Raw genomic sequence first — 23,498 nt, 5'->3', positions numbered from 1 at the left:
GCGGCCCGCCGGTCGTCCGGACCGGCGGGCCGCACGCCGTGCTCGCACGGCTCAGTGGAAGAAGTGCCGCGTTCCCGTGAAGTACATCGTCACGCCCGCCTTCTTCGCCGCCTCGACGACCAGCTCGTCGCGGACCGAACCGCCCGGCTGGACCACGGCCTTGACGCCCGCCGCGGTGAGGATCTCCAGGCCGTCCGGGAACGGGAAGAACGCGTCGGACGCGGCGTACGCGCCCCGTGCCCGGTCCTCGCCTGCCCGCTCGACCGCGAGCTTCGCGGAGTCGACGCGGTTGACCTGGCCCATGCCGACGCCCACCGAGGCGCCGTCCTTGGCGAGCAGGATCGCGTTGGACTTGACCGCGCGGCACGCCTTCCAGGCGAAGGCCAGCTCGGCCAGCTCCTCGGCGGACAGGGCCTCGCCCGTCGCCAGGGTCCAGTTCTCCGGCTTGTCGCCGTCCGCCTGGAGGCGGTCGGTGACCTGGAGGAGCGCGCCGCCGTCGATGGGCTTGAGCTCGACCGGGTTCGCCGGGGCGCCCTCGGCGCGCAGGACGCGGATGTTCTTCTTGCGGGCCAGGACCTCGACCGCGCCGTCCTCGTACGCCGGGGCCACGATGACCTCGGTGAAGATCTCGGCGACCTGCTCGGCCATCGCCACGGAGACCGGGCGGTTGACCGCGATCACGCCGCCGAACGCGGAGAGCGGGTCACAGGCGTGCGCCTTGCGGTGCGCCTCCGCGACGTCCGCGCCGATCGCGATGCCGCAGGGGTTGGCGTGCTTGATGATCGCGACGCAGGGCTCGGAGTGGTCGTACGCGGCCCGGCGCGCGGCGTCGGTGTCCGTGTAGTTGTTGTACGACATCTCCTTGCCGTGCAGCTGCTCCGCCTGCGCGAGGCCACCGCTGCCCGAGGTGTAGAGCGCGGCGGGCTGGTGCGGGTTCTCGCCGTAGCGCAGGACGTTCTCGCGCTCCCAGGTGGCGCCGAGGAAGTCGGGGAAGTCGCTCTCGTCGGCGGGCGCGTAGGAGGAGGCGAACCAGGACGCGACGGCCACGTCGTACGCGGCGGTGTGCTGGAAGGCCTCGGCGGCCAGGCGCTTGCGGGCGGCCAGCTCGAAGCCGCCCTCGCGGGCCGCGGTCAGCACGTCCGCGTATCGCGCCGGGCTGGTGACGACCGCGACCGAGGGGTGGTTCTTGGCGGCGGCGCGGACCATCGACGGGCCGCCGATGTCGATCTGCTCGACGCACTCGTCCGGGGTGGCGCCGGAGGCGACGGTCTCCTTGAACGGGTACAGGTTCACGATCACCAGGTCGAAGGGCTCGACGCCCAGCTCGGCGAGCTGCCGCTGGTGGTCCTCCAGGCGCAGGTCGGCGAGGATGCCGGCGTGCACGCGCGGGTGGAGGGTCTTGACGCGGCCGTCCAGGCACTCGGGGAAGCCGGTGAGCTCCTCGACCTTGGTGACCGGGACGCCCGCCCCGGCGATCTTCGAGGCGGTGGAACCGGTGGAGACCAGGGAGACACCCGCCTCGTGCAGGCCGCGGGCCAGCTCCTCAAGGCCGGTCTTGTCGTAGACGCTGACGAGTGCGCGGCGGATGGGGCGCTTCGTACCTTCGGCGGTCACGGGATCATTACCTTTCGTCCCTCAATGCGGTAGCCGTGCCGGGCCAGACGCCCCACGACCTCGACGAGCAGGGAGCGCTCGACTTCCTTGATGCGCTCATGGAGAGCGGCTTCATCGTCCTCGTCCCGTACCTCGACCACGCCCTGGGCGATGATCGGGCCGGTGTCGACGCCGTCGTCGACGAAGTGGACGGTGCATCCGGTGACCTTCACGCCGTACGCGAGTGCGTCCCGCACTCCGTGGGCACCGGGAAAACTGGGCAGCAGCGCCGGGTGGGTGTTGACGACCCGGCCGCCGAAGCGGCCGAGGAACTCCTTGCCGACGATCTTCATGAAGCCGGCGGAGACGACGAGGTCGGGCTCGTACGCGGCGGTGGCGTCGGCCAGTGCGCGGTCCCACTCGTCGCGGGTGGCGTGGTCCTTCACCCGGCACACGAAGGTGGGCAGTCCGGCGCGCTCGGCCCGGTCGAGACCTGCGATGCCGTCACGGTCGGCCCCGACGGCGACGATCCGGGCGCCGTACCCCTCGGGGTCGGCGGCGATGGCGTCGAGCAGGGCCTGGAGGTTGGTACCGGACCCGGAGACCAGGACGACGATGCGGGCGGCGGCCACGGGGACTCTTTTCGCGTTACGGTGCGGCTTACGGTGCAGCTTTGTGCGGTCGTACAAATGGAGCGCATCCCCGGATACGGGGAACTCTACGAAGCGGTCGACCGTCAGCAACGATACCGGCACACAGCACGGCCCCCACGGGACGGGGGCGTGGCCGGAAGGTAGCGTCTGGGGGCAGGGCCCGCGCCCAGGCGGTCCCGATCAAGGGCATGACGAGGGGAAGACGTTCACCAGATGCCGGACCGACGCCGTCGTACGGACCTCCTGTTGCCGCGGGAGCGCCAGTCCACGGACGACAACAACCCCTTCGCGCCGCCGCCGGAGGGCAGGCCGGACCAGCCGTGGCAGCCGCGCCACCCGTCGTCCGACGACGACTCCTCCTCGTCCTCCGGCCGGTCCGGCGGTGACGGCCCGGACAGCGGCTCGGGCTCGGGCTCGGGCTCGAACTGGGGCAGCCAGTGGAGCAGCCGGCAGCCCGGCCGCTCTTCGGGTGGCGGCTTCGGCGGCCGTCCGCGCCCCGACGGCAACGGCGGCCAGGGCGGTCCGGGCACTCCCGGCGGCCTGCGCTGGGACCCGACGGACCCCGCGCAGCGGCGGGCGCGGTACGCGCTGCTGTCGGGCATGTGGGCGTTCTTCTTCGCCCTGTTCGACTTCCCCGAGATCGCCCTGCTGCTCGGCGCGCTGGCGCTGTACTGGAGCATCAGCTCCCTGCGCGCCAAGCCCCAGCGCCGGGTGGACACCACCTCCCTGACCACGGGGGGAACCCCGGCGAACGCCCCGGCCCCACCGCAGCACGCCCCCGCGTCCGCGCCGCCCGCCGGCCCCGGCAGGCCGCAGATCACGGCGGCGGTGAGCGGCCTGGTGATGGCGAGCATCGCGCTGGTGATCGTGGCGGCGTCCTTCACGGCGCAGCTGGTCTACCGCGACTACTACACCTGCGTGAACGACGCACTGACCAAGTCGGGGCAGCTGGCCTGCAACCAAGAGCTCCCGGAGCCCCTGCGGGGCGTGCTGGGCGTCAAGGAGTAACGCGCGAAAGCGCGCGGGAGCCGCGCCGCGGGTCAGCGGGCGGCTTCCTCAAAGGGCTCGGGCGGTTCCCCGCTCGGGCCCTTCGCCGCCTGCGACGCGGGCGGCGGGGCGGGCGGCGACATGGTCGGCGACGCGGACGGGGGCGCCGGGGCGGGCCCCGAACGGGTGGCGGGCTCGGGAACGGTGGCAGGCTCGGGAACGGTGGCGGGCTCGGGCCCGGTCGGCGGGGCAGGTACCGGAAGCGGGGGGAAGTCCGGCATCAGGCCGCCGGAGGACTCCTTCAGCGCGGCCCACCGGTCCTCACGGGGTCCGCGGGCGGTCCAGGTGTCCGCCGGGAGGAAGTCGTACAGCTCGGACTCGTCGTCGAGCGGGCCGGACCCGCCGTCGAGGTCCGTGTCCGACGGCTCCTGCCCCGCCGCCGGAGCCGAGGGCGCCGGGGACGTCGCCGGTGCCTTTGCGAAGAGCACCGATTCCCTTGGCCCTTCGGCCTCGGCGTCGCGACGGCGCAGCAGTCCCCGCCATCCTCGGCCGGGCGTCCTCAGCCGCCACGCCCGCAGGGCCAGCGCCAGCGGGATCCCCGGGCCGGCCGTCCAGAGCAGGGCCGCGCCGCCGGTGAGCCACCACACGGGGCCGAACTCCGAGAGGCGGCCGGTGCCGAGCGGGCCTCCGGACGCCGCGGCGAGCAGGCACATGAGCCCGGCGGAGCCGACCGCGCCGAGCAGCACCGCGAGGGCGGTCCCGCCGGGGCTCCAGGCGCTCGCGCGCTCCCCGTGTCGCGGGGCCGCCGCTCCCACCGTGAACCAGGCGACCACCACTCCCGCGGCGAGGGGCACCGCGACCGCCGCCCAGTGCAGCGGCGTGCCGGGCCCCTCACCCGGTACCGCCGCGAGCAGGGGGAAGTCGGGCAGCGCGGGCGTGCCGGTCGCCGCGAGCGGCGCCGCCGTCGCGCCCGTACCGAGGGCGAAGCCCGGCCCGAGCCCGTAGGCCGCACCCCATACCGCCGCGTTCGGCAGCAGCGCCAGCGCCAGCAGCGCGACGGCCGCCCGGCCCGACCACTCCCCCGACAGGCCCAGGAACGACTCCTGCGCGGCCCGTCCGTGCCAGACCGTGGAGGTCACGGCCAGCACCGCGCCGCCGACGAGCAGCGTGAGCGTGGCGGCAACGGCGGACCGCAGCGCGGCGGTCACCCTGGCTCGGGCGACGGCCGCCCGCAGCCGCTGCGGCACCCAGGCCGGCAACGGACCCAGCGGCCGGCCGCTCGCCGTCCAGGCCCCGGTGGCGGCGGCCAGGAAGGTCACGAGCGGCAGATGGACCAGGGCGCTGATCGGGTCGGCCGCGAAGGAACCACCGGCGACGTAGAGCACGACCGGCGCACCGACCATCACATAACCGCTGGCCACCATCGTCGGCGCGCTCCAGGCGGACGGCCTCGGCCTGCCCTCCGCCGGCTCCAAGGCGTCGCGTGCCGCCCGGTGGGCCAGCCAGGCGGGCACGGCGACGAGCAGCAGCGGCACGATCCCCATCGGCGCGGGCGCCCCGGAGAGCGTGTCCGTCCGTACGAGCTCCGTGCCGTGCGCGAGCAGCCACAGCGCAGCCGCGACGTGCAGCGCGTCGGCCGGGTCGCTGTCGGGGAAGGGCGAGCTGATCCACATCACCATCACGAGCACGGTGATCACGCCGAGCCCGAGTCCGGCCGCCGTCGCGCCGCGTACGAACGACGCGACCAGCGCGACCGACGCGCCGCCCTGCACGGCGACCGGGGCTTGGGGCACTGAGTGGCTCTGTTCGGTCACTTGGGTCACGCGGCCATGCTGCCAACGACACGCGCTTTATCCACGTAACGGGCGAATGACCGATGTGTCGCCCAAGATACGTTTATGTGCTTTTTTGTCGAGTGCAGTGCTGTGAGGGGCCCTTCATGACCGAGAGCATCACCCGCTCCGCGTCCGGCACCCCCCTGCCGCCCCCGAAGGAACGGCGCAGGCTTCGAGAGGGGAAGGCCCTCTCCGAGGACGAGGTCGCGACGACGATCGGAGTCACCCGGGCGACGATCCGGTCATGGGAGACCGGGCGCACCGACCCCAGGGGGCGCAAACGCGAGGCGTACGCCAGGCTGCTCGCCGTCCTCGACATGCGGACCGGGGAGTGGGCCCCGGGCGCCGGGCCCCTGAAGGACGACCGGGACCCTGACGGCAGGGACGAAAGGGACCGGGACGGAGAGGACCGGGACGGCCGGGTCCGCACCGCACCGCCGACCCGCACGGCGCAGCCCACGGCGAACACCCGTCCCCGCCCCGCCGCGAAGCGCGCAGCGAAGCCGCCCGCGGCCCTGTGTCCGAGGCCCGTCGGCAGGCCCGGACAGCCGTACGCGACGGCGCCCTCCGCCGACAGCCCCCGTGTCGTCGGCTCCCTCGGCCCGGCGGCCCTGACCGTGCCGCCGCCCAGCCCGGAGGAGGCGTTCGACGTGCTGTACGCGGGCGCCGCCCCGGACCTGGTGCGCCAGACGTATCTGCTCACCGGACGCCGGCGTCTTTCCCAGGAGTCGGTCGAGCGGGCCTTCCACCACGCCTGGCAGCGCTGGCCGGAGGTCGCCGTGGACCGCGACCCGGCCGGCTGGGTGCGGGCGGTCGCGTACGAGTACGCCGTGTCCCCGTGGAACCGACTGCGGCCCGCGCACCGGTACCCCGACGAACTGCCCGGCGAGGAGCCCCGGCGGGAGCTGCTCGAGGCGCTGCTGGAACTCCCCACGGCCTACCGCCGCACGCTGCTGCTCCACGACGGCCTCGGGCTCGGGCTGCCGGAGACCGCGGCGGAGACGGAGGCCAGCACCCCGGCCGCCGCGAACCGTCTCGTGCACGCGCGTGAGGCCATGGCCGAGCGGCTCCCCGAACTGGCGGACACCAGCGTGCTGCGGGACCGGATGAGGGGACTGGCCGGCGCCGGACCCGCACCCCTGATGACACCGGCGTGCGACGTGCGCAGCGGGTGCGAGCGCCGGGCGCAGATGTGGACACGGGCGGTCGTCGCGGCGACCGCGCTGATCGTCGCCGCGACCGCCTTCACGCTGGTCACGGCGCCACGCCAGTACGATCCGCCCGTCTCACCGGCCCAGCAGATCGAAGGCGTGCCCGCGCCCCAGCACGGGCCGCACCGGTTGACGGACAAGGACAAGGAACTCCGCGACAAGCTCCGTTCAAAACCGGCGAGCGGACCTGGGCGCCTCGTCCCGCTGCACGGCTGACAGGCTCCTTCCGAAACGCGTGTGGGCCCGCCCCGGTCACCCGGGGCGGGCCCACACATGTACTGCGGAAGGTCAGCCGGCGAGGATGGCGCGCGCCAGCTTGGCCGTCTCGGTCGGCGTCTTGCCGACCTTGACGCCCGCGGCCTCGAGGGCCTCCTTCTTCGCCGCGGCGGTGCCGGAGGAGCCGGAGACGATGGCGCCGGCGTGGCCCATGGTCTTGCCCTCGGGGGCGGTGAAGCCCGCGACGTAGCCGACGACCGGCTTGGTGACGTTGGCCTTGATGAAGTCGGCCGCACGCTCCTCGGCGTCGCCGCCGATCTCACCGATCATCACGATCAGGTCGGTGTCGGGGTCCGCCTCGAACGCCGCGAGGGCGTCGATGTGCGTCGTACCGATGACCGGGTCGCCACCGATGCCGACGGCGGAGGAGAAGCCGATGTCACGGAGCTCGTACATCATCTGGTAGGTCAGCGTGCCGGACTTGGACACGAGACCGATGCGGCCGGGCTTGGTGATGTCGCCCGGGATGATGCCGGCGTTGGACTGGCCCGGCGTGATGAGGCCGGGGCAGTTCGGGCCGATGATGCGGGTCTTGTTGCCCTTGGACTTCGCGTAGGCCCAGAAGGCGGCGGAGTCGTGGACGGCGATGCCCTCGGTGATGACGACCGCGAGGGGGATCTCGGCGTCGATCGCCTCGACGACGGCGGCCTTGGCGAAGGCCGGCGGCACGAAGAGGACGGAGACGTCGGCGCCCGTCTTCTCCATGGCCTCGGCGACGGAGCCGAAGACCGGTACCTCGGTGCCGTCGAAGTCGACGGACGTGCCGGCCTTGCGCGGGTTCACGCCGCCGACGATGTTGGTGCCGTCACCCAGCATGAGCTTGGTGTGCTTCATGCCCGTGGCACCGGTCATGCCCTGGACGATGACCTTGCTGTCCTTGTTCAGGAAGATAGCCATGGTTCTAGATCCCTCTTCCCTTACTTCGCAGCAGCGGCGAGCTCGGCGGCCTTGTCGGCCGCGCCGTCCATGGTGTCCACGCGCTGCACCAGCGGGTGGTTGGCGTCGGAGAGGATCTTGCGACCCAGCTCCGCGTTGTTGCCGTCGAGGCGCACGACCAGCGGCTTGGTGACTTCCTCGCCCTTGGACTTCAGCAGCTCCAGGGCCTGGACGATGCCGTTGGCGACCTCGTCACAGGCGGTGATGCCACCGAAGACGTTGACGAAGACGGACTTGACGTCCGGGTCGCCGAGGATGATCTCGAGGCCGTTCGCCATGACCTCGGCGGAGGCGCCGCCACCGATGTCGAGGAAGTTGGCGGGCTTCACGTTGTCGTGGGCCTCGCCGGCGTAGGCGACGACGTCGAGGGTCGACATGACCAGGCCCGCGCCGTTGCCGATGATGCCGACCTCGCCGTCGAGCTTGACGTAGTTGAGGTTCTTGGCCTTGGCGGCAGCCTCGAGCGGGTTGGCTGCGGCCTTGTCCTCGAGGGCCTCGTGCTCCGGCTGGCGGAAGTCGGCGTTCTCGTCGAGCGACACCTTGCCGTCGAGCGCGATGACGCGGCCGTCGGCGACCTTGGCCAGCGGGTTGACCTCGACGAGGAGCGCGTCCTCGGCGATGAAGGTCTTCCACAGGGTCACCAGGATGTCGGCGACCTGGTCGGCGACCTCGGCCGGGAACTTCGCCTGGGCGACGATCTCGGCGGCCTTCTCCTTGGTCACACCCTCGTTGGCGTCGACCGGGACCTTCGCGAGGGCCTCGGGCTTGGTGGCCGCGACCTCCTCGATGTCCATGCCGCCCTCGACCGAGGCCATGGCCAGGAAGGTGCGGTTGGTGCGGTCGAGGAGGTACGAGACGTAGTACTCCTCGGCGATCTCCGGAGCGGTCTCCGCGATCATCACCTTGTTGACCGTGTGGCCCTTGATGTCCATCCCGAGGATGTCCGTCGCACGGGCGACGGCCTCGTCCGGAGTGGCGGCCAGCTTGACGCCGCCGGCCTTGCCGCGGCCGCCGACCTTCACCTGCGCCTTGACGACCGACTTGCCGCCCAGTCGCTCGGTGGCCTCGCGCGCCGCCTCAGGCGTGTCGATGACTTCACCGGCCAGCACCGGTACACCGTGCTTGGCGAAGAGGTCCCTCGCCTGGTACTCGAACAGGTCCACGCGCGTCCGTCCCTTTTCTGATGATCGCGGTTCGTTGTCTGCGTGGGCGTGCCGCGAAGGGCAACGTGACTGCTCTTGTCACAAGGGAGGCACACACGGTGTCCGTGGGCGCGGCATGTCCGCCTGGCAGGTTATCCCCGCCGGAGGTGCGCCCCTAAATCGCAGATCACACCTGAGCGGTGATTACGGTCACAGAGCGCACCCCGATCATACGGCCGGACCGGGGCCGAAGGCCTCCCCCGCAGAGCCGGGCGGGACGCCACCCGGATCCCGGTGGCGTCCCGCCCCTGCTACTGGTTGCCTGGTCAGGCACCTGACGGGTGCCTCGGCGAGTGGCTGCTCAGATGCCGTACGGGAGGTAGCTCGGGGTCACGTCGGAGACGACGCCCTGCACCCCGCCGACCGCGTTGCCGGCGAGCGGCACCGCGTCGCCCGTGACGTTCGTCGCAATACCCTGCGCGAACGGCTGGACCTCCGACACCACGCCCGCCGCGAACGGGTCCACCTGGCCGGTCAGGCCGTAGGCCAGGTCACCGGCGCTGTGGCCGACGCCCTGCGCGAGCGGCTGGACATGGCCCGCCACGGTGTCGACCAGCGGCTGGACCTCCGCGACCACACCGGCCGCGAAGGGCTGCACCTCGCCCGCGACGCCGCCGGCGAACGGCTGCACCTCGGAGACGACGCCCGTCGCGAACGGCTGCACCTGGCCGGCGACAGAGCCGGCGAACGGCTGCACGTCGGAGACGACGCCCTGGGCGAGTACGCCCGCGTCACCGGCGGCCTGGGCGGCGACCGGCTGCGCGCCGGCCACGGCGGTCGCGACGACGGGCGGCAGCACGGCCGCGGAGGTCTCGTCGACGATGGGGCCGGACGCGTCGACCGCGCCCTGCACGCCGGCCTCGGCAGCGGCCGGGGCCTGCTCCAGCTCGTGCGCGAACGCGGAGAGGGGACCGAAGAGGTAGTCGATGTCGGCGTCGACGGCCGGGGCGGCGGGGACGTCCACCGACGGGGCCTCGGGGGACGGCAGGCGCACGTCGGGAACGGACGGCGCCTCGTACGAGGGGAGTTCGCCCTCGACGTACTCACGGGCCTGCTCGGCGGAGCCGGTCGCCACGTCCTGGACGTCGGCCGCGGGCAGCCGCTCCGCCAGGCCGGCGGCGGCGTCCACGTCTGTCACCACGTCGACGGTGGCGTCGACGGCCTGGTCCGGGGTGGACAGCGGCACGGAGACGGGCGCCTCGTCGGCGCTGGCCACGGCGGTCCCGATGGCCCACATACCGGTGGCGGTGGCCGCGACCGCGATGGAGCGGCGGATGTTCTTGTGCATGCTCGGTGGTTCCTTCGAATTCGTTCGGCGGTCCGGAGAACAGGGCTCCGGAGTGGCGGGCAGACCTGCCCACCCCCGCGTGGCAGGTCAGGAGGCGGGGGAAGGCCTGCCCTAGCCGGGGAATTCGAGTACGTCTCGGGGCCTGTCGCGGGTCGGCGGCTCGGCCGCCGGGCAGCGGGGACCGCAGGCGAACGCGTCCGGGGAGTTGCCGGCCGACGTGGCCGCCGGCTGGTCGCCCGCGCGGGGCGTGTGCGTCTCGCCGGAGTGGTGCACGGCGCCCGGCTGATCCCTGCACGGGTCCACAGGGGCCGGTGCGGGCGCGGGAGACTGCGCGGACGTGGCACGCGTCGCGCCGAAGTGACCGCCGTGCGCGTCGCCGCAGTCACGGCCCGGAGCGCCGGCGGCCACGCTGGGACCTGCGACGGAAGGGCTCGTGTCGCCGGCCGCCGGGTCCGTACCGGCGGGCGCGACGGTGAACGCCTCGCCACCCGGCGCGTACTGCCGTGCCGGAAGGTCGTCGGGGACCACGACGCCACCGTCGCCCGGCAGCGCGCCGCCGGGTCCCGGCAACTGGCCGCCGGGCAGCGGCCCGGTGATGAGACCGAGCAGCGGACCGGCGAGCCGGCGCACGCCGTCGGTGACCGGACGGGCCGCCTCGCGGACCGTTTCCACGGCCTGCCCGGCGCCCGCGGCGCCGGCGGCGCTCAGGGATCCGGCGGCCACGCGCCGCAGTTCCTGTGCTGCCCGCTGCTCGGCGCGCTCCACCGCAGCCGGAGTCCCGGCGGAGGTGGACGGTCCGGCGGAGCCGGGTGCGGCCGCTCCCGCCGACGGGCCCGAAGGGATCGGCGCGGCAACGGTGTCTCCCGCACCGGTCGGCCGGGGCACGGCGACGGTGTCGGTGCCGCTTCCGTGCCGAGCGCCGGCCTGGACCTCGGCGGTGACGTCACCCGCCGGGGGCTCGGCAGCCTGGGCCGGCCCGCAGAAGAGCAGGCCGAGCGTCAGAACTCCCCCGAGGAGCAGCAGAAGGCGCAGCATCCGCGAACCGGCCGCCGCCCGGCGCAGCGCGCGCGGGACGGCAGCGGTGCGAAGCGCTGCGGCAGTCACGGTGGAGGGGCTCTCTCTCGGTCGGCATCAGCCGGGATCGCGACGATGCTCGCACGAAGCTCCCTGGGCGACGCAAGTCCCCTGTTACCGATGGGTCACCATGTCACGTCCTGTTACTGATGGGCGGCCATGTCCGGTATGGGCAGGGGGCGTTTCTCGATGGCCGCCGCCATGACGTCGGGAAAAAGGTCCGGCGTACAGGCGAACGCCGGTGCCCCGAGGGCCGCGAGGGCTGCCGCGTGCTCACGGTCGTAGGCGGGGGCGCCCTCGTCGGAGAGCGCCAGCAGAGTGACGAACTGCACTCCGGACGCCTTCATCGCCGCGACCCGCTTCAGCATCTCGTCGCGGATGCCGCCCTCGTAGAGGTCGCTGATCAGGACGACGACGGTGTCGGCGGGGCGGGTGATCTGCGACTGGCAGTACGCCAGCGCCCTGTTGATGTCCGTGCCGCCGCCGAGCTGGGTGCCGAACAGGACGTCCACCGGGTCGTCGAGCTGGTCGGTCAGATCGACGACGGCCGTGTCGAAGACGACAAGGCGGGTGGCGATGGAGCGCATCGAGGCCAGCACCGCGCCGAAGACCGACGCGTAGACGACAGACGCGGCCATCGAGCCCGACTGGTCGATGCAGAGCACGACCTCCTTCTTCACCGCCTGGGACGCCCGGCCGTAGCCGATGAGCCGCTCGGGCACGACCGTGTTGAACTCCGGCAGATAGTTCTTGAGGTTCGCCCGGATGGTGCGGTCCCAGTCGATGTCCCGGTGACGCGGCCGGTTGATCCGCGCCGAGCGGTCGAGCGCACCGGTCAGGGTGGACCTGGTGCGGGTGGCGAGCTTCTTCTCCAGTTCCTCGACGACCTTGCGCACGACCGCCCTGGCCGTCTCCTTCGTCGTCTCCGGCATCGCCTTGTTGAGCGAGAGCAGGGTGCCGACGAGATGCACGTCGGCCTCGACCGCCTCCAGCATCTCCGGCTCGAGCAGCAGCGCCGAGAGGCCGAGCCGGTCTATCGCGTCACGCTGCATGACCTGCACCACGGAGCTCGGGAAGTACGTACGGATGTCGCCCAGCCAGCGGGCGACGGACGGCGCGGACGCACCCAGACCGGCCGAACGGCTGCTGTTGCGACTGCCGTCGGAGCTGCCGGCGGATCGGCCGTAGAGGGAGGTGAGCGCGCCGTCCATCGCGGCGTCGGTACCGGTGAGGGTGCGGCCCGTGCCGTCGGCACCCGACTCTCCGCCGAGCACCAGCCGCCAGCGCCGCAGCCGCTCGTCGTTCACGCTCGCAGTCATCCGGCCACTCCCGCCAGGTCGTTCAGTTCGTTGTCGTCGATGCCGAGGAGGAGCCCCAGCACGGGAAGCACCGCGTCCGCGCGGGCGGTGTCCAGGCCGGGTCCGAAGCCGGGGATCCCGGCGTCGCTCCGTGTCTGCGCGGCCGCCGTTCCCTGCCCGCGCCGGACGAGTTCACCCAGCGTGCGGCGGACGCCCGGTTCGTAGGCCGAGAAGGTGCGGCGCAGCAGCGGCAGCACATCGGTGAACGCGGCCGCGGACACGCCGGTCAGCCACGAGTCGACGAGCCCCAGCAGGCGTTCGTCGTGGACGAGCAGCAGCCCTCCGCCGGACGCACCGCCGACGAAGCCCTCGATCCAGGCGGCCGCCGCGGCCGGCTCCGTTCCCGGGGAGAGCGCGAGGGCCATCAGGCGTGCGGCCTCGTCCTCCTCGAGGTGCCCCTCGTCCAGCAGCAGACGGGCCGCCCGGCCGCGTATCACCCCGGGGACGGAGTCCCGGCCGGACAGCTTGCGCAGCACGGAACGCCAGCGCTCCCCGATGCCTTCGGCGTCCGGCAGCAGGCCGACGGCCGCGTGCACACCGTCGAGATGGCCGCGCATCTCGTCCGCGCCGTCCGCGTCGAGCCCGGCGCAGGCGGGCGGCAGACCTACGCAGATCCGCTCGGCGAGTCCGGCGGCGACCTCGCTGAGTGCCGCCGTGTCCGTGGCACGCACGTCGCCGTACCGCAGGGAACGGGCCAGCGCGGGCAGCGCCTGCGCGAGATGGCTCACGTCGGTGTCGAGGGCGGCCCGGTCGGCCAGGGCCTTCATCACCACGGGGAGCGCGTCGGGCAGTTCGGCCAGGAGGCACTGCTCGGCGAGGGCGGTCACCTCGGCGAGCGCCGTCGCGGAGCCGGCCTGCGCCTCGGCCTTGGCCGTGGCGGCGGAGAGCACGGTGGTGCCCCAGACGCCGGCCTCCGCGACCTTCACGGACAGCTCGGGCTCCCAGCGCAGCCGCCAGCTCTCCCGGAACGTGCCGGTGCTTCCCCGGCCTGCGGCCGGCTCGCCCCAGCCGACCGCGAGCAGCCGCAGCCGGTGCAGCAGCCGGCTCTTGGCCGCGTCGGTGTCCTTGCGCAGGTCCAGGTCCAGTTCGCGCTCGAGGGCCTCCGGCTTGAGCCGCAGACTGCGTTGCTGCCGGGCCAGGTCACGCTGGAGCGGCACGGCGGGCGCCGTGTCGGGCACCTCGCCCAGGACGTCCCCCACGATGAGCCGGTCCCTGACCAGGTCGAGCGGCACGTCCGAGCCGTCGCACATCACCGCCCGGACGGCGTCGACGGTCTCGGTCAGTCCGGCGAGCGGTCGGCCCCGCATCACGGCCAGGGTCTCGGCGAGCCGGACGGCCTCGATGACATGGGCGGACGACACCATCCGGTCCTCGTCCCGGAACAGCCGGGCCACCTTCGTCATCCACCGCTCCACGGGCCGGTCGGGGGCACCGAAGAGGTGGCCGTACCAGCCGGGCGAGTCGATGCCCGCCCCGTAGCCGGAGCGGCGCGCCAGCCTGCGGTGCGTCCAGGGCACCCACGTCATTTCCGTCCTGACCTTGGGCAGCCCCTTGAGGACGGCCTTGTCCGCGGCGACCGTCGTCGCGGTCATGAGCGCCGGCACGTGCCAGGCGCCGCAGACGACGGCGACGCCGTCGTCCCCGAACTCCTTCTTCGCGGCGCGGAGCTGGAGCCTCATGAACGCCTCACGCACCAGGTCACGGTCGTGACCGCCGTGGCCGTACGTCTCCCGCAGGGCCGCCATGGCCTCCGCCAGGGCGGCGAACGGCGCGAACGGGTCGGGCTCGCCGGCGGCGTCGTCCGCCGGTCCTCGGTTCGGTGCCGGGCGGGTGCCCCGGAGCTCGACGACGTCCTCCCACCAGCGCTCCGGGTCGTCGTACCCGGCGGCTCCGGCGAGAACCGCGATCGGGTCGACCCGCACGTCCGGCGTGTCCTGCGAGGCGTCCTCCGGCCCCGGCCCGGCCTCCCCGGTCAGCGCGAGCGAATGCGCCGCGGGCAGGTCGATGAAGCGCACGGCCGCGCCGTTGGCCAGCGCCCACCGGATCGCCACCCACTCGGGGGAGAACTCGGCCAGCGGCCAGAACGCGGCCCTGCCCGGATCGTCAGCGGCGTGCGCGAGCAGGGCGACGGGCGGACGCATCTGCGCGTCGGCAGCCAGCGGGAGCAGGGCGTCGCCCTCCGGCGGGCCTTCGATCAGTACGGCCGCGGGGGTGGCCGCCTCCAGCGCGGCCCGCACCGCCCGGGCCGAGCCGGGCCCGTGGTGGCGGACCCCGAGCAGGAGGGAGGTCATGCGCTCACCTCGCGGCAGGCGCGGTAGAAGTCCTTCCAGCCGTCCCGCTCGCGCACCACCGTCTCCAGATACTCCTGCCAGACGACCCGGTCGGCGGCCGGGTCCCGCACGACCGCGCCGAGGATGCCCGCCGCCACGTCCCCCGGCCGGAGCACGCCGTCACCGAAGTGCGCCGCCAGGGCGAGGCCGCCGGTGACCACGGAGATCGCCTCGGCCGTCGACAGCGTCCCGGACGGGGACTTGATCTTCGTGCGGCCGTCGGTGGACACCCCGTCGCGCAGCTCACGGAAGACCGTGACCACCCGGCGGATCTCCTCCAGCCCCTCGGGCGCGGCCGGCAGGTCGAGCGAACGCCCTATCTGGTCGACGCGCCGCGACACGATGTCGACCTCCGCCTCCGGCGTCAGGGGCAGCGGCAGGACGACGGTGTTGAAGCGCCGGCGCAGGGCGCTGGACAGGTCGTTGACCCCGCGGTCACGGTCGTTGGCGGTGGCGATGAGGTTGAAGCCGCGGACGGCCTGCACCTCCTGGCCCAGCTCCGGTACGGGCAGCGTCTTCTCGGAAAGAATCGTGATCAACGTGTCCTGCACATCGGCCGGGATGCGGGTGAGCTCCTCGACGCGGGCGGTCATGCCCTCGGACATGGCGCGCATGACGGGGCTGGGCACCAGCGCGTCCCGGCTGGGGCCGTGCGCCAGCAGCTGGGCGTAGTTCCAGCCGTAGCGGATGGCTTCCTCCGGCGTGCCGGCGGTGCCCTGCACAAGGAGGGTGGAGTCGCCGCTGACGGCCGCGGCCAGATGCTCCGACACCCAGGTCTTCGCGGTGCCCGGCACGCCGAGAAGCAGCAGAGCACGGTCGGTGGCGAGCGTGGTGACGGCCACCTCGACGATCCGGCGGGGCCCCACGTACTTCGGTGTGATCACCGTGCCGTCGAGGAGCGTGCCGCCGAGCAGATAGGTGGCGACGGCCCAGGGCGACAGCCGCCAGTTCACCGGCCGCGGCCGGTCGTCGGCCGCGGCCAGCGCCTTCAGCTCGTCGGCGAAAGCGTCCTCCGCGTGCGGCCGCAGGGCTTCGTTGCCCGCCTTGGCGACGGTTTCTGACACGGTCATGGATCCCCCTCCAGATCGTTCGACCCGATGTGGGATCCACCGTGCACCATGCCACTGACAATCGGCCCGGCCTCGGCATGACCGCAGGTCAGAGGCCGAAAGCCGGTGTGGAGAAAGGGAGTCAGCCGCCGACCGGGGACTCCGCGATGCAGCCGCCCGCGGAGGTGAGACCCTCGCCCGTCTCCTGGGTGAGCACCTTGCCCTTGTGCGTGATCCTGCACGTGACCTCGGTGCCGGTGAGGTCGGCGGCGACCGGCATCACCGCGGCGGGCATGATGCCGCGCAGCGTGACCGTCTTCGTCCACGGCAGGGTGGGCTTGTCCACCGTCTCGATCTTCGGGTTCATCGCCTCGCCGCCACCGCCGTGGTATTGGATCGAGTCGACGTTCTTGCCCGTGACCTCGTACGTCACCTCGTACTTCTCGTCGACCACCTTGTCGACCTGGTCGACCGCCTCGGAACAGGCGGTGAGACCGAAGGCCAGGCCGGCCGCGATGCCGGTGGCCGTGACGGCGCGGACCGCCGCACGGATGGAGCGCTTCATACTGGATCCCCCCGGATCTACCGAATTCGACACTGCGTCAAAAGTAGCAGGACAACGGTGGGCCAACACCCGCTCGGCATGGGCGGATTCGCAGGTCAGAGCGATTGTCAGTGGTCCCCCTTAGCGTCGTTCCCATGCTGCTTTCAAACGGGGGAACGGCCCCTGCCTCCATGGATCAAGGGGTGGCGCGCTGGGCCGCGGAGCAGGTGCTGTCGCTGGCTCCTGACAACGCATCACGCAAGGCGGGAAGCAAGCTCGGCGCGGCCGGCCCCTGGTCGGGCGCGGGCTGCGACTCGTCCGGGGCCGTGTGGGGCCTGTGCAAGGGCAGCGGCAGCAAGCCGTACCAGACGGTCGTGGACACCACCGGCCCCGCGTACAAGTGCAGTTGCCCGAGCCGGAAGTTCCCGTGCAAGCACGCGCTGGGCCTGCTGCTGCTCTGGGCGTGCGACGAGCAGACCGTGCCGCACTCCGAGGTGCCGGAGTGGGCGGACGAATGGCTGTCGGGACGCAGGAGCCGCGCCGCGGTCAAGGAACAGCCGGGCACCGGCTCAGGCGCCGCCAAGAGCGCCGACCCGGAAGCGGCCCGGCGGCGCGCGGAACGCAGGGCGGAGCGGATCACCGCGGGCGCCACGGAACTGGAACAGCGGCTCGCCGATCTGCTGCGCGGCGGTCTCGCGGCCACCGAACGGTCCGGATACGGACTGTGGGAGGAGACCGCCGCACGGATGGTCGACGCCCAGGCACCGGGGCTCGCCGCGCGCGTCAGGGAACTCGGCGCGATCCCGGGCTCCGGGCCCGGCTGGCCGGTGCGGCTGCTGGAGGAGTGCTCCCTGATCCACCTGCTGGGCTCCGCCTGGCTGGGCCGCGAGCGGCTGCCCGAGCCGCTGGCCGCCACTGTCCGGGGCAAGGTCGGCCTGCCGTCGGCCGCGGAAGGCCCCGCGGTCCGGGACCATTGGCTGGTCCTCGCCCAGTACGACTCGGCCGACGGCAAGCTCACCACTCGCCGCGTCTGGCTGCACGGGCGTGGGTCGGGGCAAACCGCGCTGCTGCTCTCCTTCGGCGCGGCGGGCCGGCCTCCGCAACTCGCCCTGCCGGTCGGGCTGATGATCGACGCCGAGGTCACCCCGTACGGCGCCGGCCGGCCGAGGGCGGAGCTGGGCACGCAGTTCGGTCCGCCCGTCGCCATCGACGCGCCGCCCCCGGGCGGGCCGTGCGCCTCGGCGGCCGACGCGTACGGGCAGGCCCTGCGCGACGACCCGTGGCTGGATTCCTGGCCGGTCACCCTCACCGGCGTCATACCCGTCCCGGACGGGACGGGATGGCAGCTCGTCGACGCCGACGGCGGCGCGGCGCTGCCCGTCGCCGCCGCGGCGCTCACCCGCCCGGGCCTGTGGAAGCTCGTGGCCCTCGCCGGCGGCCGGCCGGTCACCGTGTTCGGCGAGTTCGGCCACCGGGGCTTCGTGCCGCTCACGGCCTGGCCGGAGGACATGTCCGAGACGGTCCCGCTGATCTGAACGTAGGGAGACCTCATGACCACCACCGCCAGTGCGTCACCGTGGGAAGAGCTCGTCACCTCGGCCCTGCTCGGCACCGACCGCCGGACGCCGCCGACCGGTACGACACCCGCCGGGAAGGACGCGCCCGTCGCCCTGCTCGACGCGGCCGCCCTGCACACCGTGCGGCGCCGGGCCGGACTGAGTCCCGCGCCGCCGGCGGCGGGCGGCACGCTGCCGGAGCCGGCGCCGCACGACGGGCGCCGTGCCCTGCCGCTGCCCGCGCGGCGACGGCTCGTCCAGCTGCTGGCCGACCGATCCGGGTCCTCGGGATCAGGGGGCAGGCGCGGCACCGCACCGGACCTCACCGAGCTGCTCCCCCAGTGGCTCGCGGCCGCCAACGAACGCGGCTACCAGGCACCGGCGTCCGTGCTGCCCGCGTTGCTCGACGCGGCCCGTGCCCGCACGGACCTGCGCCCCCATGCGCTGACATTCGCCGGACCGCGCGGACTGTGGCTCGCCCGGCTGAACCCCGAGTGGAAGTTCGCGCTGCGCGGCGGCTCCGCGGGCTCCACGCTGCCGGACATGGACGACACGGAGGCCGTGCGCAGGCTGTGGGAGGAAGGCCTGTTCGCCGAACGCGTCGCGCTGCTCGCGGGTCTGCGCGCCCACGACGCCGGCGCCGCGCGGGAGCTGCTCGCCTCGACATGGGCCACCGAGCGGGCGGAGGACCGGCTGATGTTCCTCGACTCCCTGCGTGCGGGACTGTCCGACGCCGACGAGCCTTTCCTGGAACAGGCGTTGTCCGACCGCAGCCGCAACGTCCGCTCCACGGCCGCCGAACTCCTCTCCGCCCTGCCGCATTCCGCGCTCGCCGGCCGCATGGCCGCTCGCGCCGCGTCCTGCGTCGCCATGGATCGCAGCGGCGGCGCCGAAGCGACGATCGTCGTGGAGGCGCCCCATGAATGCGACGCGGACATGCAGCGTGACGGCATCGTCCCGGCCCCGCCGTCAGGACGCGGCGAACGGTCCTGGTGGCTCGGCCAGCTGGTGGAGGCCGCCCCGCTGTCGGTCTGGCGGGACCGGCTGGGCGGGCGCTCGGTGCGCGAGATCGTCGCGCTGCCGGTGTCGGACGGCTGGGCGGACGAACTGCACGCGGCATGGTGCCGGGCAGCGGTACGGCAGCACGACGCCGAATGGTCGCGCGCCCTGCTCGGCACACCCGCCGCACCGCCGTCGACGGGTCCGGGGACGACGTCGCCGGCCGAGCGGTCGAAGCTGCTCGCGGCCCTGCCCGACGGCGAACGGGCCGCGTGGGTGGCCGAGTTCATAGCGGCGCACGGTCTGTCGGAAGCGTTCCAGCTGCTCGGTGTGTGCACGGTGCCGTGGGCGGCACCGCTCGGCCGGGCGGTCGTCGACGCGCTCGAGATCGCACGGGACGCGGGCAGCTATCCGTGGAGCTTCAGCGGCGTGATGGGCCTCGCGGAACGCTGCCTGTCGCCGGAAGAGGCGGACCGGCTGGAGATCCTCACAGCCACACCGGACGAACAGGAGGACGCGTCGCCGGGCGCGGGCGGCTACTGGTCGGAGGCGTTCCAGCGCCTGGTCTCGACGCTGCGCCTGCGGGCGGCGATGCACGAGGAACTCGCCGCCGCCTGACCGCCCCGTCCGCCTGCACCGACCGCCCGCACCACCGGGCGGCCCGCCAGCACCGGACCGCCCCCGCTGGCGTCCGCGCCGGCCGTCCGCCCGAAGGCGGTGCGCAGAGAGGGGGCCCGGGCGAGTGCGGAGGCACGGGCGTCGCCGGTCCGGCCGAGGGTGGTGCGGGATTGTGGGTGCGGACGTACACGAGGTGCCCATGCCCCGAAGCACACGGGGCCGAGGCGCACGGACCGGCAGCCGCGCGCTGCACCTGCCCTGGCGTCGCGCGCCCACCAGCCGCCCGGTCCCGCCGGAAGGCGGTGCGGGCGGGGGCACGGGGCGCGGTACGCAGGTGTGGTGCGCGGTGCGGGCGTCCCGGCGCGTGGAGTGGTGCGGGCGGGTGCGGGCGTGCCGGCGCGCCCCGAGAGGCGAACACCCCGCGGTCCGTGCCGCGCCGGCCACGTCACGACCACGCCAGGCAGTGGTGCGCGGCCCGCGAGCGCAAGAACCGACCGCCGCCGCGCACGCGGCCGACTACGCCTCCGCGGTCGCCCGGACGTTCGCGTTGACCCAGTCGACGATCGACGCCGTCGTCGCGCCCGGCGTGAAGATCTCCGCGACGCCCTGCTCCTTCAGCGGTGCGATGTCCGCCTCCGGGATGATTCCGCCGCCGAAGACCTTGATGTCTTCCGCCTCGCGCTCCTTGAGGAGCTCGATGACCTTCGCGAAGAGCGTGTTGTGCGCTCCGGAGAGGATCGACAGACCGATCGCGTCGGCGTCCTCCTGGATAGCCGTGTCGACGATCTGCTCCGGTGTCTGGTGGAGCCCGGTGTAGATGACCTCCATACCGGCGTCGCGCAGCGCCCGCGCGATCACTTTGGCCCCGCGGTCGTGGCCGTCGAGACCCGGCTTGGCCACCACCACACGGATCGGACCAGTCACACCCATCACTGCCTCCTGGGTCCCCGCGGCCCGTGAGGGCGCGCGAAGAGTGAACGAACGTTATCTCCAGCATCCCGCAAGCGGCCGTTTCGCGGTGCGCGGGGAGGGGGAAATCACACGTAGGACATTTTCACCGAGCGTCGTACCGGCTTCAGGCATCGCGCGCCACCCACGCGCAGCCCCGCGGGCACGGTCGCACGGGGAGCCGCCGCAGGTCCACAACGGGTCGTCGCATCACCGTGCCGACAGCCGCACGGCACGGTGATGCGACACCGACGGCGCGGGCAGACGACCGCACCGGTCCCGAGGCGCTTCCCATGAGGGCACGCGGGGCAGAGCCGCCCCCGTCGTGCCGTACGGGAGGAGGTCGTCATGAGGGTCCTGCCTCCCTTTCCCATGACGCTGCCGGTGAAGTGGCCCGCCGCGCTGCTGCGCGCAACCGTTCTGGAGCTGGCGATCCTGGCCGGGCATCTGCTCCTGTATCCGACCGGCCTCACTCCGGAGCGCCGCCCCCGCCCCCGCCCCGCGGCAGCCGATGACGGCGCCCGTGCAGACACCGGGGCCGCGCGCCGCCTCCCGGGCGCACCGGACGCCGTCCCCACCGTCCTGCTCCACGGATTCGTCGACAACCGTTCGGTGTTCGTACTGCTCCGCCGCGCCCTCGCCCGGCAGGGCTCGCACCATGTCGAGTGCCTCAACTACTCGCCGCTCACCTGCGACGTCCGTGCCGCCGCCGATCTGCTCGGCCGCCATGTCGAGGAGATCTGCGCCCGCACCGGCCACCCCGAGATCGACATCGTCGGGCACAGCCTCGGCGGCCTGATCGCCCGCTACTACGTCCAGCGTCTGGGCGGCGACCGCCACGTCCGCACCCTCGTCACGCTCGGCACCCCGCACTCGGGCACGACTGTCGCCCCGCTCGCGAGCGCCCACCCGATCGTGCGGCAGATGCGGCCGGGTTCGCCGGTGATCGAGGAGCTGCGCATGCCCGCGCCCGGCTGCCGCACCCGGTTCGTCAGCTTCTGGAGCGATCTGGACCGGATCATGTCCCCGGTCGAGACTGCCCGCATCGACCATCCGGACCTTCTCGTACAGAACGTGCAGGTGAGCGGAATCGGCCATCTCGCACTGCCTGTTCACCCCGCCGTCGCCGACGGCATCCGCGCGGCTCTCGAGTCGGGCGTGTCGGAAGCGGGCTCTTCTTCGGGGGCCGCGTCCGTCGCTTGAGGTGACCCTTCGAGACCGATTCATCGAACACTTCTCGAACGTAGGGCCAAAGCTCTGCCCTTGGACCGCCGAAACGCAACCGAATGCCCGTTTCCTGATTGCGTAGATGACGCCGAAGATTGTCGCCGTCGCGTACCGCCGGGTACAGTCGCGCCACTGCTTCCCCCTGGGACCCCCTGTGCAAACAGGTGGCACCGGAAACAGGTCCTGCTGTCGAGGCGAGAGAGAAGTTGGTGAACGACCAGCACACCAACGCCGGGTACGGCGGGTACGCCACCGGCAGCTTCGACTCCGACCCGCTCTTCGGCGCCATGCCGGGCAGTTACGAAGCGGGCCACAGCGGCCAGTACGACTCGTCCCAGTGGAACGCCGGCGGCGACGGAAGCACCGGGCACGACGCCTATGCGACGGCCCAGCAGACCCAACAGCCCCAGTACGACGCGCAGTACGAGCAGCAGCAGTACGCGCAGTACGACACCACCGGCCAGTGGGACGCGAGCGCCTGGAACGAGGCGGGCGGCACCGGCCAGTACGAGACTGCCGCCGCGGCCTTCGCGTACGACACGACCGGCCAGTGGGCGCCCGGCACCTTCGACAGCGGCGCCTACGACGCCACGGCCTGGAACTCCGCGACGGCCACGCCCGAAGGGCTCGTCCCGCAACAGTTCGTTCCGGACCAGGAGTTCACCCCGCAGGCCGAGCACGAGACGTACGAGACCTACGCCGTGTACGGGACGGGCGACGCCTACGAGTCGGTCCCGGCGTACGAGACCGGCGAAGCGTACGAGACCGGCCCTGGGTACGAAGCAGGCGAAGCGTACGGCTACACCTTCGAGGCCCCGCAGGACGCCGGGCCCGAGGCCGCGGAGGCGGACGCGGAAACCGGCTACGAGGCGGAGTACGGCGCTGAAGCCGACGCCGGCCCGGACGCTCCGCAGAGCGACGACGTTCCGGATCACGACGCGCTGACCCGGACCATGACCGCCGTGCCAGTGGTGCCCGCGACACCCGTCTCTCCCCGCCCGGTCCGCCGCTCCGGCGGCAGCCGCGGCCGCCGCCGCACCCCCGCCAAGCGCTCGGCGCTCCTGACCGTCGCCGTTCCCTCCGCCTGTGTCATGGGCGTCGCCGGCATCGCCGCCGCGTCCGTCAGCGGCCTCGGCAGCGACAGCGGGACCAAGGACGACACGAGCACCGTGGCGGCAACCGACCCCACCTCCGTGCAGCCGGTCGCCGCCAACAACGCCATGGACACGCAGCTCGCCGCGCTCAGCGCCGACGCCCGTGACTTCGGGGACCGGGCCTCCCGCACCCAGGAACGCATCGACCTCAAGGCGCGCCAGGCGGCGGAGAAGAAGAAGCGCGAGGAAGAGGCAGCCCGCCGCGAGGCGCTCCGCCCCAAGTTCGTGCTGCCGGTGAAGCAGGACGGACTCAGCGCGTACTACGGCCAGTCCGGTGTCAACTGGATGTCCCTGCACAGCGGTATCGACTTCCCCGTCCAGTACGGCACCGAGGTCATGGCCGCGACGGACGGCACCGTCCGCACCCAGTGGAACAGCGCCTACGGCAACATGGCCATCGTGACCGCGGCCGACGGCACGGAGACCTGGTACTGCCACCTGAGCAGCACCAAGATCCGTAGCGGCTCCGTCAAGGCCGGCGACGTCATCGCCTACTCGGGCAACTCGGGCAACTCGACCGGACCGCACCTCCACTTCGAGGTCCGGCCCGGCGGCGGCGCGGCGATAGACCCGCTGCCGTGGCTGCGCAGCCACGGCCTCGACCCCGCGTAGCCCCGTCCGTCTGCCGAAAGCCGCGTCAAGCCTGCCCGCACGGGCGGC

At 73.1% G+C, this 23,498-nt stretch carries 18 protein-coding genes; 6 read left to right on the top strand and 12 right to left on the bottom strand.

The window, feature by feature from the left end; all coding sequences use genetic code 11:
- Positions 1 to 51: 51 nt before the first annotated feature.
- Together purH and purN are read right to left on the bottom strand one after the other, a co-directional pair.
- Positions 52 to 1,614 carry a bifunctional phosphoribosylaminoimidazolecarboxamide formyltransferase/IMP cyclohydrolase gene (gene purH, locus ACIPJI_RS07520; RefSeq protein WP_307707862.1) on the bottom strand — a complete coding sequence of 521 codons (1,563 nt, stop codon included), beginning with the start codon at positions 1,612 to 1,614 and terminating at the stop codon, positions 52 to 54.
- Complete coding sequence (purN, locus tag ACIPJI_RS07515) at positions 1,611 to 2,225, bottom strand: phosphoribosylglycinamide formyltransferase (protein ID WP_356620609.1); 615 nt, start codon at positions 2,223 to 2,225, stop codon at positions 1,611 to 1,613. The genes purH and purN overlap by 4 nt, the downstream gene beginning before the upstream one ends.
- 234 nt (positions 2,226 to 2,459) lie before the next feature.
- Between purN and ACIPJI_RS07510 the strand changes: the two genes are divergently transcribed.
- Positions 2,460 to 3,254: a hypothetical protein gene (locus tag ACIPJI_RS07510; RefSeq protein WP_356620608.1), complete on the top strand. Its 795-nt coding sequence runs from the start codon at positions 2,460 to 2,462 to the stop codon at positions 3,252 to 3,254.
- A 32-nt stretch (positions 3,255 to 3,286) separates the two neighbouring features.
- On the opposite strand, the gene ACIPJI_RS07505 is transcribed toward ACIPJI_RS07510, so the two are convergent.
- A complete protein-coding gene (locus ACIPJI_RS07505) occupies positions 3,287 to 5,056 on the bottom strand; it encodes a DUF6350 family protein (RefSeq protein WP_402244979.1) in 1,770 nt (589 codons plus the stop codon).
- 116 nt (positions 5,057 to 5,172) lie between these two features.
- On the opposite strand from ACIPJI_RS07505, the gene ACIPJI_RS07500 reads away from it, so the two are divergent.
- On the top strand, positions 5,173 to 6,495 hold the full coding sequence (locus tag ACIPJI_RS07500) for a sigma factor-like helix-turn-helix DNA-binding protein (protein WP_402244977.1): 1,323 nt from the start codon (positions 5,173 to 5,175) through the stop codon (positions 6,493 to 6,495).
- Positions 6,496 to 6,567: 72 nt separating this feature from the next.
- On the opposite strand, the gene sucD is transcribed toward ACIPJI_RS07500, so the two are convergent.
- From sucD to ACIPJI_RS07460, 8 genes are all read right to left on the bottom strand, one after another.
- Positions 6,568 to 7,452: a succinate--CoA ligase subunit alpha gene (gene sucD, locus ACIPJI_RS07495; RefSeq protein WP_053557004.1), complete on the bottom strand. Its 885-nt coding sequence runs from the start codon at positions 7,450 to 7,452 to the stop codon at positions 6,568 to 6,570.
- A gap of 20 nt (positions 7,453 to 7,472) precedes the next feature.
- Positions 7,473 to 8,654 carry an ADP-forming succinate--CoA ligase subunit beta gene (gene sucC / locus ACIPJI_RS07490; RefSeq protein ID WP_159688374.1) on the bottom strand — a complete coding sequence of 394 codons (1,182 nt, stop codon included), beginning with the start codon at positions 8,652 to 8,654 and terminating at the stop codon, positions 7,473 to 7,475.
- Positions 8,655 to 8,994: 340 nt separating this feature from the next.
- Positions 8,995 to 9,981 (bottom strand): hypothetical protein, encoded by a 987-nt coding sequence (locus ACIPJI_RS07485; protein WP_402244974.1) that lies wholly within the window; start codon positions 9,979 to 9,981, stop codon positions 8,995 to 8,997.
- Positions 9,982 to 10,092: 111 nt separating this feature from the next.
- Positions 10,093 to 11,085: a hypothetical protein gene (locus tag ACIPJI_RS07480; protein ID WP_402244973.1), complete on the bottom strand. Its 993-nt coding sequence runs from the start codon at positions 11,083 to 11,085 to the stop codon at positions 10,093 to 10,095.
- 113 nt (positions 11,086 to 11,198) lie between these two features.
- Positions 11,199 to 12,374 carry a VWA domain-containing protein gene (locus tag ACIPJI_RS07475; protein WP_307707855.1) on the bottom strand — a complete coding sequence of 392 codons (1,176 nt, stop codon included), beginning with the start codon at positions 12,372 to 12,374 and terminating at the stop codon, positions 11,199 to 11,201.
- Positions 12,371 to 14,704 carry a DUF5682 family protein gene (locus tag ACIPJI_RS07470; protein ID WP_402244971.1) on the bottom strand — a complete coding sequence of 778 codons (2,334 nt, stop codon included), beginning with the start codon at positions 14,702 to 14,704 and terminating at the stop codon, positions 12,371 to 12,373. The genes ACIPJI_RS07475 and ACIPJI_RS07470 overlap by 4 nt, the downstream gene beginning before the upstream one ends.
- Entirely contained in the window at positions 14,701 to 15,813 is a 1,113-nt protein-coding gene (locus ACIPJI_RS07465; protein ID WP_402244970.1) for an AAA family ATPase, read from the bottom strand. The genes ACIPJI_RS07470 and ACIPJI_RS07465 overlap by 4 nt, the downstream gene beginning before the upstream one ends.
- 121 nt (positions 15,814 to 15,934) lie before the next feature.
- Positions 15,935 to 16,357, bottom strand: coding sequence for an MmpS family transport accessory protein (locus ACIPJI_RS07460; RefSeq protein ID WP_356620601.1), 423 nt, complete (start codon positions 16,355 to 16,357; stop codon positions 15,935 to 15,937).
- 134 nt (positions 16,358 to 16,491) lie between these two features.
- Between ACIPJI_RS07460 and ACIPJI_RS07455 the strand changes: the two genes are divergently transcribed.
- Both ACIPJI_RS07455 and ACIPJI_RS07450 read left to right on the top strand, forming a co-directional pair.
- A complete protein-coding gene (locus ACIPJI_RS07455; protein ID WP_402244969.1) occupies positions 16,492 to 17,871 on the top strand; it encodes an SWIM zinc finger family protein in 1,380 nt (459 codons plus the stop codon).
- A 15-nt stretch (positions 17,872 to 17,886) separates the two neighbouring features.
- The gene (locus tag ACIPJI_RS07450; protein ID WP_402244968.1) at positions 17,887 to 19,509 is read left to right on the top strand and encodes a DUF5691 domain-containing protein; all 1,623 of its coding nucleotides are present in this window, start codon (positions 17,887 to 17,889) and stop codon (positions 19,507 to 19,509) included.
- Positions 19,510 to 20,025: 516 nt separating this feature from the next.
- Here the strand turns inward: ACIPJI_RS07450 and ACIPJI_RS07445 are convergent.
- A complete protein-coding gene (locus ACIPJI_RS07445) occupies positions 20,026 to 20,439 on the bottom strand; it encodes a cobalamin B12-binding domain-containing protein (protein ID WP_005313282.1) in 414 nt (137 codons plus the stop codon).
- A gap of 366 nt (positions 20,440 to 20,805) precedes the next feature.
- On the opposite strand from ACIPJI_RS07445, the gene ACIPJI_RS07440 reads away from it, so the two are divergent.
- Both ACIPJI_RS07440 and ACIPJI_RS07435 read left to right on the top strand, forming a co-directional pair.
- On the top strand, positions 20,806 to 21,660 hold the full coding sequence (locus ACIPJI_RS07440) for an alpha/beta fold hydrolase (protein WP_356620598.1): 855 nt from the start codon (positions 20,806 to 20,808) through the stop codon (positions 21,658 to 21,660).
- 233 nt (positions 21,661 to 21,893) lie between these two features.
- A complete protein-coding gene (locus ACIPJI_RS07435) occupies positions 21,894 to 23,450 on the top strand; it encodes a M23 family metallopeptidase (protein WP_402244967.1) in 1,557 nt (518 codons plus the stop codon).
- Positions 23,451 to 23,498: the final 48 nt, after the last annotated feature.

The organism is Streptomyces sp. NPDC086835 (assembly GCF_044745705.1).
Classification (GTDB): Bacteria; Actinomycetota; Actinomycetes; order Streptomycetales; family Streptomycetaceae; genus Streptomyces.
Note: the sequence above shows the minus strand (reverse complement) of the source record. Positions and strands in the feature narration are given on the sequence as shown.

Excerpts from the sequence above, each read along its gene's own strand:
- ACIPJI_RS07510 (WP_356620608.1), top strand. The coding sequence starts at position 2,460 with ATGCCGGACCGACGCCGTCGTACGGACCTCCTGTTGCCGCGGGAGCGC.
- ACIPJI_RS07500 (WP_402244977.1), top strand. The coding sequence starts at position 5,173 with ATGACCGAGAGCATCACCCGCTCCGCGTCCGGCACCCCCCTGCCGCCC.
- sucD (WP_053557004.1), bottom strand. The coding sequence starts at position 7,452 with ATGGCTATCTTCCTGAACAAGGACAGCAAGGTCATCGTCCAGGGCATG.
- ACIPJI_RS07485 (WP_402244974.1), bottom strand. The coding sequence starts at position 9,981 with ATGCACAAGAACATCCGCCGCTCCATCGCGGTCGCGGCCACCGCCACC.
- ACIPJI_RS07475 (WP_307707855.1), bottom strand. The coding sequence starts at position 12,374 with ATGACTGCGAGCGTGAACGACGAGCGGCTGCGGCGCTGGCGGCTGGTG.
- ACIPJI_RS07470 (WP_402244971.1), bottom strand. The coding sequence starts at position 14,704 with ATGACCTCCCTCCTGCTCGGGGTCCGCCACCACGGGCCCGGCTCGGCC.
- ACIPJI_RS07465 (WP_402244970.1), bottom strand. The coding sequence starts at position 15,813 with ATGACCGTGTCAGAAACCGTCGCCAAGGCGGGCAACGAAGCCCTGCGG.
- ACIPJI_RS07460 (WP_356620601.1), bottom strand. The coding sequence starts at position 16,357 with ATGAAGCGCTCCATCCGTGCGGCGGTCCGCGCCGTCACGGCCACCGGC.
- ACIPJI_RS07455 (WP_402244969.1), top strand. The coding sequence starts at position 16,492 with ATGCTGCTTTCAAACGGGGGAACGGCCCCTGCCTCCATGGATCAAGGG.
- ACIPJI_RS07450 (WP_402244968.1), top strand. The coding sequence starts at position 17,887 with ATGACCACCACCGCCAGTGCGTCACCGTGGGAAGAGCTCGTCACCTCG.
- ACIPJI_RS07445 (WP_005313282.1), bottom strand. The coding sequence starts at position 20,439 with ATGGGTGTGACTGGTCCGATCCGTGTGGTGGTGGCCAAGCCGGGTCTC.
- ACIPJI_RS07440 (WP_356620598.1), top strand. The coding sequence starts at position 20,806 with ATGAGGGTCCTGCCTCCCTTTCCCATGACGCTGCCGGTGAAGTGGCCC.